Annotated in this window: 16 protein-coding genes; 13 read left to right on the forward strand and 3 right to left on the reverse strand. The window is 72.4% G+C overall.

Annotated features, from left to right (window positions below; translation table 11 throughout):
• On the reverse strand, positions 1-343 hold a 343-nt coding region (locus tag CCN39_RS47175; protein ID WP_143264455.1), incomplete at its 3' end, for an NAD-dependent epimerase/dehydratase family protein.
• A 444-nt stretch (positions 344-787) separates the two neighbouring features.
• Here CCN39_RS47175 and CCN39_RS47180 point away from each other — a divergent pair.
• The 11 genes from CCN39_RS47180 to CCN39_RS47230 all read left to right on the forward strand — a co-directional run bounded on the left by CCN39_RS47180 (position 788) and on the right by CCN39_RS47230 (position 10011).
• The gene (locus CCN39_RS47180; protein WP_086853625.1) at positions 788-1240 is read left to right on the forward strand and encodes an LEA/WHy family protein; all 453 of its coding nucleotides are present in this window, start codon (positions 788-790) and stop codon (positions 1238-1240) included.
• 55 nt (positions 1241-1295) lie between these two features.
• Positions 1296-1745 (forward strand): hypothetical protein, encoded by a 450-nt coding sequence (locus tag CCN39_RS47185; protein ID WP_086853627.1) that lies wholly within the window; start codon positions 1296-1298, stop codon positions 1743-1745.
• Positions 1742-2221 carry a hypothetical protein gene (locus CCN39_RS47190; RefSeq protein WP_086853628.1) on the forward strand — a complete coding sequence of 160 codons (480 nt, stop codon included), beginning with the start codon at positions 1742-1744 and terminating at the stop codon, positions 2219-2221. Before CCN39_RS47185 ends, CCN39_RS47190 begins: the two co-directional genes overlap by 4 nt.
• Complete coding sequence (locus tag CCN39_RS47195; RefSeq protein WP_143264456.1) at positions 2218-2643, forward strand: hypothetical protein; 426 nt, start codon at positions 2218-2220, stop codon at positions 2641-2643. Before CCN39_RS47190 ends, CCN39_RS47195 begins: the two co-directional genes overlap by 4 nt.
• A 94-nt stretch (positions 2644-2737) precedes the next feature.
• Positions 2738-3073, forward strand: a complete 336-nt coding sequence (locus CCN39_RS47200) for a competence type IV pilus major pilin ComGC (protein WP_086853632.1) — start codon at positions 2738-2740, stop codon at positions 3071-3073.
• Positions 3074-3134: 61 nt separating this feature from the next.
• Entirely contained in the window at positions 3135-4223 is a 1089-nt protein-coding gene (locus CCN39_RS47205; RefSeq protein WP_086853634.1) for a type IV pilus twitching motility protein PilT, read from the forward strand.
• Complete coding sequence (locus CCN39_RS47210) at positions 4220-5749, forward strand: GspE/PulE family protein (RefSeq protein ID WP_086853636.1); 1530 nt, start codon at positions 4220-4222, stop codon at positions 5747-5749. Before CCN39_RS47205 ends, CCN39_RS47210 begins: the two co-directional genes overlap by 4 nt.
• Positions 5746-6951 (forward strand): type II secretion system F family protein, encoded by a 1206-nt coding sequence (locus CCN39_RS47215; protein ID WP_086853638.1) that lies wholly within the window; start codon positions 5746-5748, stop codon positions 6949-6951. Before CCN39_RS47210 ends, CCN39_RS47215 begins: the two co-directional genes overlap by 4 nt.
• Positions 6951-7388: a type IV pilus modification PilV family protein gene (locus tag CCN39_RS47220; protein ID WP_086853640.1), complete on the forward strand. Its 438-nt coding sequence runs from the start codon at positions 6951-6953 to the stop codon at positions 7386-7388. The genes CCN39_RS47215 and CCN39_RS47220 overlap by 1 nt, the downstream gene beginning before the upstream one ends.
• Entirely contained in the window at positions 7382-8005 is a 624-nt protein-coding gene (locus CCN39_RS47225) for a prepilin-type N-terminal cleavage/methylation domain-containing protein (RefSeq protein WP_086853642.1), read from the forward strand. The genes CCN39_RS47220 and CCN39_RS47225 overlap by 7 nt, the downstream gene beginning before the upstream one ends.
• On the forward strand, positions 8002-10011 hold the full coding sequence (locus CCN39_RS47230; RefSeq protein ID WP_086853644.1) for a hypothetical protein: 2010 nt from the start codon (positions 8002-8004) through the stop codon (positions 10009-10011). Before CCN39_RS47225 ends, CCN39_RS47230 begins: the two co-directional genes overlap by 4 nt.
• A gap of 4 nt (positions 10012-10015) precedes the next feature.
• Here CCN39_RS47230 and CCN39_RS47235 read toward each other — a convergent pair whose 3' ends face one another.
• A complete protein-coding gene (locus tag CCN39_RS47235; protein ID WP_086853646.1) occupies positions 10016-10795 on the reverse strand; it encodes a prepilin peptidase in 780 nt (259 codons plus the stop codon).
• Positions 10796-10959: 164 nt separating this feature from the next.
• Between CCN39_RS47235 and CCN39_RS47240 the strand changes: the two genes are divergently transcribed.
• The gene (locus tag CCN39_RS47240) at positions 10960-11820 is read left to right on the forward strand and encodes a universal stress protein (protein WP_086853648.1); all 861 of its coding nucleotides are present in this window, start codon (positions 10960-10962) and stop codon (positions 11818-11820) included.
• A gap of 61 nt (positions 11821-11881) precedes the next feature.
• On the forward strand, positions 11882-12301 hold the full coding sequence (locus CCN39_RS47245) for a hypothetical protein (RefSeq protein WP_086853650.1): 420 nt from the start codon (positions 11882-11884) through the stop codon (positions 12299-12301).
• Between the two features lie 82 nt (positions 12302-12383).
• Here the strand turns inward: CCN39_RS47245 and CCN39_RS47250 are convergent, their stop codons facing one another.
• Positions 12384-12827 carry a DUF6294 family protein gene (locus CCN39_RS47250; RefSeq protein ID WP_086853652.1) on the reverse strand — a complete coding sequence of 148 codons (444 nt, stop codon included), beginning with the start codon at positions 12825-12827 and terminating at the stop codon, positions 12384-12386.
• Between the last annotated feature and the right edge of the window lie 89 nt (positions 12828-12916).

Genomic DNA, 12916 nt, shown 5'->3' on the forward strand with positions numbered 1-12916 from the left:
CCGTGCTCATCTGCAGCCACACCCGCGGCGGCCGGGCCGCGCCGGCGATCGCGCCGCCGACCACCCTCGCCGAGTCGACGCGGGAGTTCAGCATCTCGCGCAGGTTCGCCTGGGTGTACCGGCAGTTCACCGACCGGCCGGCCAGGTTGAGCACGACGTCGCTGCCGTCGACGTCCGCCGTCCACGGGCCCGGGCCGCGGCCGTCCCAGAGGACGTGCCGCACCCCCGGCTCCGGCGGTGCGTCCCGCCGGGTCAGCACCACGACTTCGTGTCCTTGCGCCACCAGCGCGCGGCTCAGCACCCGTCCCAGGTGCCCGGTACCGCCCGGAATCACGATCTTCATGCAAACCCCCTTCTCCCGTTCCCACGGTACCGCAAGAGTTGAACGCGTTCAAATATCACTCATCACGCGGTGAATTGCCACGGAAAGTAGTCGCCGGAAAAAGGCCCGGGCCGAGCCGTCCCGGCCGCCGCCCAAGATCGACCGAGGGCCGCGGGAAGATCACGGGACGGTCTCCGCCATTCGGCCGAACGGGTCAGAAAAGCCGCAGGTCACGGTCACGCATCGGAACTTTTTCCCGGTGAAACGGCGGCGGCGCGACTCGATCCCGCGCGCGTAACACGCCCGGCCGCCGATGACAAGGGACCTCGGACCTTCGCAGTCAGGCCGGTCGCCCGGGGAGAAGATCGCCGCGGAATTCGCACACTCTTCGTGACGGTCCGACCGGACCAGCCGGACCGCGACCGAGTCCCGGCCTTCCGATGAAACAGCTTCCAGGAGAACCTCATGCGCAAGATCAGCAAGCGGTCCGCGATCGTTCTCGGCGCCGCCGGCGTGGTGGTCGTCGCCGGTGTCGCCTACGCGGCCTGGTCCAGCAGCGGCAGCGGCACCGGCTCGGTCTCTTCGACCACGTCGGTCAACTCGGCGATCACGCCGGCGAGCTCGGGCAGCGTGCTCTACCCCGGCGGCGGCACCGACTTCACCGTCACGATCGACAACCCGAACGACTACCCCGTCTTGGTCACCGGGATCAGCGCCGGCTCCTCGAACGCGGTGAACGGCTGCGCCGCCGGTTCCGTCACCAGTGCGGTCCCCACGACCACCCCCGGCACCATCGCCGCCAAGGGCTCCCGCACCTACACCCTGCACGCGACGATGAACGCCGACGCCACCGACGCTTGCAAGAGCCAGACCTTCGTGCTGCCGCTCACCGCCACCCTCGCCTCGAACGCCTCCTGATCCGCGGCGGGGCGGTGCGCCAACCACCGCCCCGCCCTTCCCCGGAAGGACCCCGATGTCCAGGTGGCGGTTCGGTGTTCCGGCGGGCGCGCTCGCGGCCGTCGTGGTCACGTGGTTCGCGATCGGCCCCGCGCCGGTGGCGAACACCGCGAACGGCAGCGGCATCAAGCAGCTCGGCATCGCCGACGTGCCCGGCCGGGCCACCGCGCTGGTGCCCGGCGCGACCGGGACCCGGTGGATCCGGCTGGCCAACGCCGACAACTTCCCCATCCTCGTCCAGACCGTGACGGCCGCGGTCGGCAAACCCGTCGACAGCCGGGGGCGCGCCGTCCCGGGCTGTCCGGCGTCCTCCGTGCGGGTCGACGCACTCGGCCGGCCGGTGACGGTGCCCGGCAACGGCACCGCCGACGTCGCCCTCACCACCCACATGCTGCCCGGCACCCCCGATGCGTGCCGGTCGGTCACCTTTCCCCTGACCTACACAGGAACGGCGGTCAAGCCATGAAGAACCCGACCCTGCGCCGCGTGCTCGTGGTCACCACGGTGGTCGGCGCGACGCTGGGCGGCGGGATCGCCGTCGCGGCGTGGACCAGCTCCGGCTCCGGCGCCGCGAACGCGAAGGCCGGCACCGCCTCCGCCCCGACGACCGGGGCGGTGGCCGGCTCGGCCTTCACCACCGGCCTGCTCTACCCCGGCGGCCCGGCGGGTGACGCCAAGATCCAGGTCACCAACCCGAACCCCTACCCGGTCAAGGTCAGCACCATCGTGGCGAACGGCACGCCGACCGGCTCCGGCGGGACGGGCACCTGCACGACGACCGGCGTGGGCTGGCTCGCGCAGTCGCCCAACGCTTCGGTGCCGGCCGGCGGAAGCACGACCTTGACGCTGACGGGCGCGGTCACCATGACCGCCGCCTCCGAGGACGGCTGCCAGGGCGCGCTGTTCGCGATCCCGGTGACGGTCACGGTGGTGAGCGGATGAGCACGCCCCGGGTGATCTTCGCGGCCACCCTGGTGGCGGCGGCGTGGGCCACGGTGATCAGCGGCCTGGTCGCGGTGGGCGCGGCGAAGGCCGAAGCGGCCTGGCAGACGACGAGCCCCGGCAGCGGAACCGCCAAGGGCACCACACTGCCGGCACCATCCGGCCTGAACATCACCGGTTCCAACTGCACCGGCAATCCGAAGGTCTCGCTCACCTGGACCAACCCGGCGACCGGAATCTGGACGGGCCTGGACGTGGTCGCGGCACCCAGTGCGACCAGCACCACCTTCACGGTCATCGGCACTTCGACCGGCAGCTCGATCAGCAACGCGCAGCTGCCCTACACCCCCGCATACATCAGCGTGCGGACCATCCGGAGCAACTGGCGGGGCCGGTCCCCCGCCCAGCTCGCGTGCCCCTGAGGGGATCCCGTGCCCGACGACTCCGACCGCGGCCCGCCGGGCAGCGCGCTCCGCCTCGACCCGACCTGAAACCAGACCAACAAAGGAAAAGACCATGCTGGAGAGACTGCATGCCGCCCGTGCGAACGAGGACGGCTTCACCCTCATCGAACTGCTCATCGTCGTCGTGATCCTGGGCGTGCTCGCCGGGGTCGTCGTGTTCGCCGTTCAGGCGTTCAACGGTGACGGCAAAGCCGCCGCGTGCAACGCGGACTGGAAGAGCGTCGAGACCGCCAACGAGGCCTTCTACGCGAAGACCGGCACCTACGCCGCGAGCCCGGCCGCGCTTAAGACCGCCGGCTACCTGAAGGACGAGCCGTCGACCGCCAACGGCTACACCATCGCCATCACCGCCGGGGTCGTCACGGCCTCCGGCGCCTGCACCCACTGATCCGCTCCGCGGGGTGGGGCGACCCACCCCGCGGACACCCACCTCGCCCCGGAGGGAAACCATGCCCACCCAGATCGGCAGCCGCGTCGACGGCCTGCTCGAGGCGTTGTGGCAGGCGCGTGGCACCGACCTGCTGCTCACCACCGGACTGCCGCCCCAGCTGCGGGTGCACGGTGACCTCTCCGCGGTCCCCGGTCACCCCGTCCTCACCGGTGAGGACACCCGCGCCCTGCTCGGCGAGCTCCTCACCGACGACCAGGCCCTCGCCTGGCGCGCCGCCCGCGAATTCGACTTCTCCTTCGGCTGGCGCGACGAAGCCCGCGTCCGCGGGAACGCCTTCACCCAGCGCGGCGAGACCGTCGTCGCGCTGCGGATGATCCCGCGCCGGATCCCCGGCATGGCCGACCTCGGCCTGCCGCCCGTCCTCGCCGACTTCGCCCGCCGGCACCAGGGTCTCGTGCTCGTCACCGGGCCGACCGGCTCCGGGAAGTCGACCACGCTCGCCGCCGTCATCGACCGGATCAACAGCGAGCGGGCCTGCCACATCCTCACCGTCGAAGACCCGATCGAGTACGTCCACGAACACCGGCGTTCCGCGGTCAACCAGCGCGAGGTCGGCACCGACACCGAATCCTTCCCCGCGGCGCTGCGCAGCGCCCTGCGGGAGGACCCCGACGTCCTGCTGGTCGGCGAAATGCGCGACCTCGAGTCGATCCGCTTCGCCCTCACCATCGCCGAGACCGGGCACCTCGTCTTCGCCACCCTGCACACCAACGACACCGCGCAGTCCCTCGCGCGGATGGTCGACGTCTTCCCGGCCGGGCAGCAGGAGCAGGTGCGGGTGCAGCTCGCCGCCGCCCTCACCGGGATCGTCCACCAGCGGCTGCTCCCCCGCATCGGCGGCGGGCTCGTCGCCGCGTTCGAGGTCCTGGTGGCCAACACCGCCGTCCGCAACCTCATCAAGGAAGGCAAGCCGCACCAGCTGCGCAACGCCCTCGTCACCGGACGCCGCGAGGGCATGGTGACGCTCGAGCAGTCGCTGTCCGCGCTCGTCGCCGCCGGGCTGGTCTCCCCCGCCGACGCCGCCGCCCGCAGCCTGTACCCGCAGGACATCGACCCGCGGCCGGTCCCCCGGAGCGTGCCGGCATGAGACTCCGCACCCAGCCCCGCAGCGTCGACCTCCGCACGGTGACCCCGGACCGCGCCGCCGCCGACCTGCTCGGCGAGGCGCAGGCCCGCGAGCTCTGCGCGATCCCGCTGACCGTCCGCGAGGACACCGTGCTGGTCGCGGTCGCCGACGCGGCCACCGCCCCGGCGCTGCAGGCGGCACTCGGCCGGCCGGTGACCGTCGCCGTCGCCGACCGCGCGGACATCCTGGCCACCATCGGCCGCACCTACCGCGCGCTCACCGGTGTCGACCAGCAGGTCAAGGCCTTCGAAGCCCGGGACGCCGTCCGCCGTGACGCGGCCCGCGCCGAAGCGCCCGCGACCGCGAACGACGACGCGCCCGTCGTGCACGTCGTCGCCCTGATGATCAAGCAGGCGCTGCGGGACCGGGCCTCCGACATCCACGTCGAGCCGCAGGCCGAGCGGATCCGCGTCCGGTACCGCATCGACGGCGTGCTCCACGACGTCCTCGACCTGCCCGGCTCGATGGGGCCCGCGGTGACCAGCCGGATCAAGATCCTCGCCGGGATGAACATCGTCGAGCGGCGCCGCCCGCAGGACGGCCAGATCAGCATGGACGTCGAGGACCGGGCGGTGGACATCCGGGTGGCGAGCACGCCGGTCGTCGGCGGCGAGAAGGTCGTGTTGCGGCTGCTCGACAAGAGCCGCCCGCTGTTCCGGCTGCCGCAGCTGGGCATGCCCGCCGAGATGGCCGCCCGCTACACCGCGGTGCTGCAGTCGCCCTACGGCATGGTGATCTGCGCCGGGCCGACCGGCAGCGGCAAGACCACCACGCTCTACGGCTCGCTGGGCGAGCTCGACAGCAGCGAGCGCAACATCATGACCATCGAGGACCCGGTCGAGTACACCATGTCCTCGATCAACCAGATCCAGATCAACGAGCAGACCGGCGTCACCTTCGCCGACGGCCTGAAGTCGATCCTGCGCCAGGACCCGGACGTCATCCTCGTCGGCGAAGTCCGGGACGTCGACACCGCGCGCATCGCCGTGCAGTCCGCGCTCACCGGTCACTTCGTGCTCTCGTCGCTGCACGCCACCGACGCCGCGTCGGCGCTGCACCGGCTGCTGGACATGGGGATCGAGAACTTCCTCGTGGCGTCGTCGGTCACCGCGGTGCTCGCCCAGCGGCTGGTCCGGCGGATCTGCCTGCGGTGCCGCGAGTACTACGCGCCCGCCGCCGAAGAACTGTCCTTCATGGACTCCCTCGGCGCGGACGAGCCGGCGGGCGGGTACGTCCGCGGGGCCGGCTGCAACTTCTGCGCGCAGACCGGCTTCCTCGACCGCACCGGCGTCTACGAGCTGATGCCGGTCAGCGAAGGGATCCGCACGCTGGTGCTGGAGAGCGCGCCGCACCGCGAGGTGCACGAGCTGGCCCGCAAGGAAGGCATGCGGACGCTGCAGGACGAGGCCCTGCGGCTGGTCGCCGAGGGCGTCACCACCCCGGCCGAGGTGCTGCGGTCGATCTACCTCACCGGAGGGGCGCGATGAACCGGTACGCCTACGTCGCCACCGGCCCGGACGGGCTGCGCACCCGCGGGGTGCAGAAGGCCGCCGACGCCGATTCCGCCGTCCTCGCCCTGTACGAGCGCGAACTGCGCGATATCGAGGTCACCGAGAAGAAGAGCGTGCTGAGCCTGGAGCTGACCGCGCCCCGGGTCAAGCGCGAGGTCGTCATGCACCTCTCGCGCCAGCTCGGCGCGTTCGTCCGGGCCGGGCTCCCGCTGATCGACGCGGTGCACATCCTCGGCGAGGAGGCCGCGAACTCGTCGGTCGCCCGGATGCTGCGGGACGTCGAGCGGGGCTTGCGCGGCGGCGACCGGCTGTCGGACCGCATCGACCGGCACCCGAAGATCTTCCCGGAGTTCTACCGCGAGATCCTGCGTTCGGCGGAGCTCACCGGGCAGCTCGACGTCGTCCTCGACCAGCTGGCCGACTACCTCGAGCGCGACCTCGAAGCGCGGCGCAAGATCAAGGCCGCGCTGATCTACCCGGCGATGATCGCGCTGATGTCGGTCGTCACCGTCGTCGTGCTCGCCACCTTCGTGCTGCCGCGGTTCAAGTCCTTCTTCGCCAGCCTGAACGCGAAGCTGCCGCTGCCGACGCGGATGCTGCTGGCCGTCACCGACTTCCTGGGCCAGTGGTGGTGGGCGCTGCTGGCCGGGCTGCTCGCCTCCATCGCGTTGTACGCCTTCGCCGTGCGCACGCCCGGCGGCCGGTACGCCCGCGACCGAGCGCTGCTCGCCGTCCCGGCGATCGGCCCGACCGTGCGGCACGCGCTGGTCGAGCGGTTCTGCCGGATCCTGTCGTCGATGGTGAGCGCCGGGGTGCCGCTGCCGGAGGCCCTGCGCGTCGCGACGGACTCGCTGCGCAACCGCGTGTTCATGCGCGCGCTCGGCCGGGTCGCGCAAGCGGTGCTCAACGGCGAGGGCCTGGCCCGCCCGCTCACCGGCTCGGGGCTGTTCCCGGTGACCGCCGCGCAGATGATCCGCGTCGGCGAGGACACCGGCACCCTCGACACCCAGCTCGAGGTGACCGCCCAGTACTACGAGAGCGAGCTGGACTACCGGCTGAAGAAGCTCACCGCGCTGTTCGAGCCGGCCGTCATCGTCGTGATGGGGCTGGTCGTCGGGTTCGTCGCGGTCGCGCTCGTCTCGGCGATGTACGGGATCTTCGGCCAGGTGCACGTCTGATGGGCGACGACCGGGGCGAGAGCCTCCTTGAGCTGCTGGTCGCGGTCGCGATCCTGGGCGTCGCGGTGGTCGCGATCGTCGGCGGGATCGGCGTGAGCGTGTTCATGTCCGACGTCCACCGCAAGCAGGCGACGGCCGGCGCCGGGGTGCGCGACTTCGGCGAGGCGGTCGAGAACCAGGTGCTGGCGGGCGGCTACTTCGCGTGCGCCGCGCCCGCGAAGTACGCCGCTCCGGCCGGGTTCGCCGTGCCGTCCGGGTTCACCAGCTCGGTGACGTCGGTGAAGTACTGGACCGGCTCGGCGTGGTCGGCGACCTGCGGCACCGACAGCGGGCTGCAGCAGGTGACCCTCCAGGTCGCCAGCGGCGACGGCCGGGCCAGCGAGCGCCTGGAAGTCGTGGTGCGCAAGCGGTGCGGGCTCGGGGAGGCGCCGTGCTGAGCCGCCGGTCCGACGCCGGGTTCACGCTCATCGAGCTGCTGATCGTCGTCGTCATCCTCGGGGTGGTCGCCGCCCCGATCGCCACCGCGGTGATCGTCTCGATCAAGAACACCGATGCCACCTCGGCGCGGCTGGCCGTGTCCCACGACGCCCAGCAGAGCTCCGCGTTCTTCGCCCAGGACGTCGCCGCGGTCGGCCTGCGGGACTACTCGGGCCAGGTCGCGAACGGCCAGGTCCCGTACTCGCCGTCGATCCAGCTCGGCGCCGCCCACGACAGCGGCGGCCAGGTCTGCGGCACGGCCGCGACGCCGGTTTCGCTGGTGCGGCTGCTGTCCGACGACTGGGACACCAGCACGCCGGCCGCGACCCGGCGCACCGCGATCGTCGCCTACTACCTCGCCGGCACCGAGCTGCACCGCCTGCGCTGCCTCGATTCCGCCGCGGTGTCCGACTCGGTCGTCGCGCACAACGTCGACCCGGGCACGCCCGCGGTGACGTGCTCCAGCGCGTGCACCGACAAGGCCGTGCCGCTGTGGGTGAAGTTCACCTTCACCGCCGTCGCGCACAACGCCGACCCCTACCCCATCACCCTGTTCGGGCAACGGAGGCAGACATGAACCGCCGGTGGAAGGGCGACGACGCCGGGGCCGCGCTGCCGCTGGTGCTGATCCTGGTCACGGTGATCGCGGTGGTGCTCGGCGCGCTGCTGTCGTTCGCCGACACCAGCGTCCGCACCACGGTGCACCTGCGCGACCAGGCGGCGTCCGCCTACACGGCCGACGGCGCGCTGCAGGCGGGAATCAACGCGATCCGCAACAGCACGTTCACCGCCGCGGCCGGCGAGCACTGCTTCGGCGCGTCGGACACGCTGACCCTGCCGAACTTCGGCGGTTCCGGCTCGGCCGCCGTTTCCTGCACCGCCGATCCGGCGAAGGTCCAGATCCAGTGCCCGTCCCTGAGCGTGTGCAACCGGCCGGGCAACGCGATCCTCACCCTCGGCACCGGCGGCGAGGACGGCCTCAACATCCAGCAGCCGACCGGTTCGTCGTTCAAGGTGCACGGCATCGTGTACTCCAACTCGAACATCCGCGTGGTCAACGGCTCGCTTCACACGAACACCGCGGTGTACGCGCGCGGCGCCTGCTCGGGCACGATCCAGAGCACGCCCACGCCGTCGTGCGGCTACGGCGGGTCAAGTCTCGGCGCGGACCCGGGTTACGCGCCCGCGTTGACGTCCGTGCCGCCGCGTCAGGCGCTGCCGCCGTGCACCAAGGCCGGCTCGCTGGTCACCTTCCAGCCCGGGTACTACGACGACGCGGCCGGGCTGTCGGCGATGATGTCCAGCAGCAGCAAGTGCAAGGACAGCACGTGGTGGTTCACGCCCGGCACGTACTACTTCGACTTCCACAACAGCGCCGCGGTCCGGCCGCCGTCGCTGCCCTCCGGCACCGACGAGTGGACGGTCGACAACGGCTACCTCGTCGCGGGCACGCCGGTGGACGAAACCGGGCGGATCATCGCCAAGCCGCCGGTTCCGGCGAAGATCCCCGGGGCCTGCGACAACCCGATCGACGACGCGAAGGCGCAGGGCGTCCAGTTCGTCTTCGGCGGCGACAGCCGGCTGGCGGTGAAGGCGGGCCAGGCGGAGATCTGCGGGACCTACCGCGCGGAACGGCCGCCGGTGGCCGTGTACGGGCTGACCTCGGGCGCGGAGGCACCGGTGACGGCGACGCTCGGTCCCGGTTCCGTGACGGGTGACTTCACCGGCACGGCGGCCGGCCTGTCCACAGTGGACGGGAGCGGCGCGGCCTGGATCGCCCCCGGCAAGAGCGGCGGCAGCGCCACCCTCACCGCCGCGGGCTTCGCCCCGACCACGGCACCGCCCGCCGGGACGATCCTGACTTCGGCGAAGATCCGGGTGGTCCACAGCAACGACAAGGGCGCGAGCAAGGACGCACGCACCGCCCAGTTCACGCCGACGGGGAGCACGCCGATCTCGCTCAACCTGACCACGCCCAACGACGGCTCGGCCGCCACCGATGTCACCGACGTGACGAACCAGCTGGCCCAGGCGGTGTATGACGGCACCTTCACCGGCGGCCAGCTGAGCTACGGCGTGAACGTCAAGCACGAAGGCACCGAGCTGGTGGATGCGCTCCAGCTGGTGCTCGACTACACCCCGCCCGCGCTGCGGGCCGAGAGCGGGTGCACGCAGCTGATGTACCCCAGCAGCGCGGCGTGTGCTCTGGTGACGGCGGTCAACAACTCCGGCAACCGGTTCTACGTGCAAGGGACGACCTACGCCCCGAAGGCCGTCCTGGACGTCACGCTGAACAACGCGACCGAACCGATCTTCCGCTTCGGCGTCGTCGCGCGGTCGTTGTGGGTGAAGGAAACCGGGAGCGTGACGTTCACCGGGGCGGTCATCGAGGTCCCGGACGACTCGCCCGGGTTCGTCTTCGGGGTCTACCTGTCCGCCTACGTCTGCCCGGGTTCGTCCACCTGTGCCCCGGGCGGCACCCCCGTCGCCCGGGCACGGGTGGCCTATGTGGACGGTGATCCGGCCAACCCGGTGGCGGGGGCGCGCCAGGTGTCGGTGCTGAGCTGGTCGGGGAACCGGTGACCGCTCAGGCCAGGCCGGTCAGCCGCAGGTAGGCCCGGCCGAGCGGGCCGGCCGCGAAGACCGCCACCAGGGCCGCGGCGATCATGAACGGCCCGAACGGCAGCGCGGTCTTGCGGCCGCCCTTGCCGGTGGCCAGCACGGCGACGCCGGCGAGCGCGCCGAGCAGGAAGCCGCCGAACGCCCCGAGCAGCAGGGCGGGCCAGGACAGGTAGGCGAGGAGCCCGCCGAGGATGCCGGCGAGCCGGACGTCGCCGAAGCCCATGCCCGCCGGGTACGCCAGCGCGAGGAGGAGGTAGAAGGCGAACAGCGCGACGCCGCCGATCCCGGCGCGGGCGAGCGACCACCAGTCGTCGCGGTACCAGGCCGATGCGGTCAGCAGGACGGCCAGGACGGGGTACGACGGCAGCACGATCGCGTTCGGCAGGCGGCGGCAGTCGAGGTCGATCAGGGCCAGGGCGATGCCGATCGCGCCGAAGTACAGGAACGCGGGCAGGTCCGGGGGGTCCAGCCGCAGGGCCAGCAGCGTGAACAGGACAGCGGTGCCGAGTTCGACCAGGGGGTACCGGACGCTGATCCGGGTGCCGCAGCCCGCGCACCGGCCGCGCAGGACGAGCCAGCCGAAGACCGGAACGTTGTGCCGGGCTTTGATGGTCTGCCCGCAGCCCGGGCAGCGCGACGGCGGGCGGACCACCGACTCGCCGCGCGGCACCCGGTGGATCACGACGTTGAGGAACGACCCGACGAGCAGGCCGAGCACCGCCGCCGCCACGACCAGCACCGCCATCGTGCTCCTTCGGACTCGGGGGGGGCGACCACCGCAGATCTTGCCGGACGCGGCTCCCGGCCGCGACCGGACGACCCGCGCACCCCGATGGGCACCCGTGCCGGGCGCGCGAGGTTGGGGAAATTGCGTCACGGGGGCGGGCGTGCGGGCCTACAGTCTTGGAGATGACCGCCACCGGGTTGCCGATCGTCGCCGGGGTGGACGGGTCGGCCGAGTCGCTCGACGCCGTCCGCTGGGCCGCGCGGACCGCCCGGCTGCGGGCGGCGCCGCTGGAGATCGTGCACGCCCTCGACGTCCCCGCCCTGCTCGCCGGCGGGGTCGTGCCGCCGCCCGAAGAGATGGTCGATGCCCTGCGGGCCCGGGGCCGCCGGGCGCTGCGGACCGCGCAGGAGCTCGCCGCCGCACAGGGGGTTCCCGAGGCCGCCACCCGGCTCGATCCCGACCGCGCGGCCCAGGCGCTGGTCGGGGCGTCGCGGTCCGCCGCGCTGCTGGTCGTCGGGTCCACCGGGCACGGCAGGCTGACCAGCCTCCTCGCCGGATCGGTCGCCGCGGCCGTCGGGACCCATGCGCGCTGTGACACCGTCGTGGTCCGCGGGGACAGCTGGGACGAACCCGGCGCGGCCGACCGGCCGGTCGTCACCGGCATCGACGGCAGCGAAGCCGGGGCCCGCGTCCTGGCGACCGCCGTCGCCGAAGCCCGGGCCCGTCGCGCGCCGCTCGTCGTGCTGCACGCGTGGGCGGACAGCCCGCCGCCGCACCGGGACCCGCGGTGCGTCACCGAGGCCGGGCGCCGGCTGCTCGGTGAGCGGGTCCTGGCCCAGGACACCGCGGACGTCGCCGTCGAGCAGATCGTCGTCCACGCCCACCCGCGGAAGGAACTGCTCGAACGCAGCGGCGCCGCCCAGCTGGTCGTCCTCGGCGACCGGGGCCGCGGCGGGTTCCCCGGCCTGCTGCTCGGCTCCACCGGGCAGGCCCTGCTGCACCACGCCGCCTGCCCCGTCCACCTGGTCCGCACCACCACATGAGGGGAAGCGGAACGGAAGCGGCACCGGGCAGGATCACCGGGAGCGAGAGGGAGGAAGAAAGATGAAGACAGCGGTACAGGCCGGGCTCGTGGCACTGGGGGCACTGCTGGTCGGCGCGACGGTTCCGGCCCCGGCCGAGGCGGCGGCGATCATCCAGCGGACGGCCATCTGCCGCGCGGCCGACTACAGCGGCACGTTCACCCTCCGGTACGACACCGTCGGCGGCTACCACCGCATCATCGGCGGCTACACCACGTCGGGGCCGTACATCGGTGACGCCACGGGCACGGTCGCCCTGCAGATCTCCTACCGTGCCGGAACGACGACGCACACGGTCTACTCCCAGACGTCGGCGACGACCGGGACCACCACGTTCACGACGCCGACGACCACCACCGTGCCGACCATGTACGCGGGCACGGCGTCGGCGAAGTTCGACAACGGCACGGTGTCCTGCACCGCGACGGTGCCGATCAGCTGATCCCGCGGCGCGCCGGGGACCGGTCGAGGGCGCCGCCCTGGGCCCCGGCGCGCCGTGGCCCAGGGCGGTTCTCACCCCGCCGTCAGCAGCTCGAGTGCTGGATGGTCTTGAAGATGTTGACAGCACCGAAGAGCGACGCGTCGTAAGTGAAGTGCTTGCTCCACGGGTAGCGCGGCGGCGGGTTGCCGTCGTCCATCCGCGGGCTGTCGAACGTGCCGGCGTGGAACAGCTGCGTGCCGGCCGTGGTCTTGAAGTCGAAGCTGGAGTGCCAGACGTCGCCGGAGTGCGTCTGGTAGGTCAGCGTGGTCGCGCTCCAGTCGCCCGTGCCGTCCGAGCGGATGACGATGGTGCCGTTGTCCTGCTGGCAGTCGCCGACGTGCAGCTGGCCCCACGTGGCACTCTTCACCTCGAGGACCGCCGCGTCGCGCGCCGGCGCGGCGCTCGCCGCCGGCGCGCCCGCCAGCACCGCCGCCCCCGTCGCCGCGAGGGCGAAAACCGGTGCGAGACCCCGAATCATGCGTTTCATGGACTTCCTCCCGAAGAACCGGTGGCCGCGGACCCCTCCGGTCCGCGCCTGCCGACCCTCGCAGCGCCCGTCGACGAACTGTCGATGGA

The organism is Amycolatopsis kentuckyensis (assembly GCF_002155975.1).
Classification (GTDB): Bacteria; Actinomycetota; Actinomycetes; order Mycobacteriales; family Pseudonocardiaceae; genus Amycolatopsis; species Amycolatopsis kentuckyensis.

What these genes read in the sequence shown, in the direction of transcription:
- CCN39_RS47180 (WP_086853625.1), top strand. Translation starts at nt 788, where the DNA reads ATGCGCAAGATCAGCAAGCGGTCCGCGATCGTTCTCGGCGCCGCCGGC.
- CCN39_RS47200 (WP_086853632.1), top strand. Translation starts at nt 2,738, where the DNA reads ATGCTGGAGAGACTGCATGCCGCCCGTGCGAACGAGGACGGCTTCACC.
- CCN39_RS47215 (WP_086853638.1), top strand. Translation starts at nt 5,746, where the DNA reads ATGAACCGGTACGCCTACGTCGCCACCGGCCCGGACGGGCTGCGCACC.
- CCN39_RS47230 (WP_086853644.1), top strand. Translation starts at nt 8,002, where the DNA reads ATGAACCGCCGGTGGAAGGGCGACGACGCCGGGGCCGCGCTGCCGCTG.
- CCN39_RS47235 (WP_086853646.1), bottom strand. Translation starts at nt 10,795, where the DNA reads ATGGCGGTGCTGGTCGTGGCGGCGGCGGTGCTCGGCCTGCTCGTCGGG.
- CCN39_RS47195 (WP_143264456.1), top strand. Translation starts at nt 2,218, where the DNA reads ATGAGCACGCCCCGGGTGATCTTCGCGGCCACCCTGGTGGCGGCGGCG.
- CCN39_RS47240 (WP_086853648.1), top strand. Translation starts at nt 10,960, where the DNA reads ATGACCGCCACCGGGTTGCCGATCGTCGCCGGGGTGGACGGGTCGGCC.
- CCN39_RS47205 (WP_086853634.1), top strand. Translation starts at nt 3,135, where the DNA reads ATGCCCACCCAGATCGGCAGCCGCGTCGACGGCCTGCTCGAGGCGTTG.
- CCN39_RS47250 (WP_086853652.1), bottom strand. Translation starts at nt 12,827, where the DNA reads ATGAAACGCATGATTCGGGGTCTCGCACCGGTTTTCGCCCTCGCGGCG.
- CCN39_RS47190 (WP_086853628.1), top strand. Translation starts at nt 1,742, where the DNA reads ATGAAGAACCCGACCCTGCGCCGCGTGCTCGTGGTCACCACGGTGGTC.
- CCN39_RS47245 (WP_086853650.1), top strand. Translation starts at nt 11,882, where the DNA reads ATGAAGACAGCGGTACAGGCCGGGCTCGTGGCACTGGGGGCACTGCTG.
- CCN39_RS47185 (WP_086853627.1), top strand. Translation starts at nt 1,296, where the DNA reads ATGTCCAGGTGGCGGTTCGGTGTTCCGGCGGGCGCGCTCGCGGCCGTC.
- CCN39_RS47210 (WP_086853636.1), top strand. Translation starts at nt 4,220, where the DNA reads ATGAGACTCCGCACCCAGCCCCGCAGCGTCGACCTCCGCACGGTGACC.
- CCN39_RS47220 (WP_086853640.1), top strand. Translation starts at nt 6,951, where the DNA reads ATGGGCGACGACCGGGGCGAGAGCCTCCTTGAGCTGCTGGTCGCGGTC.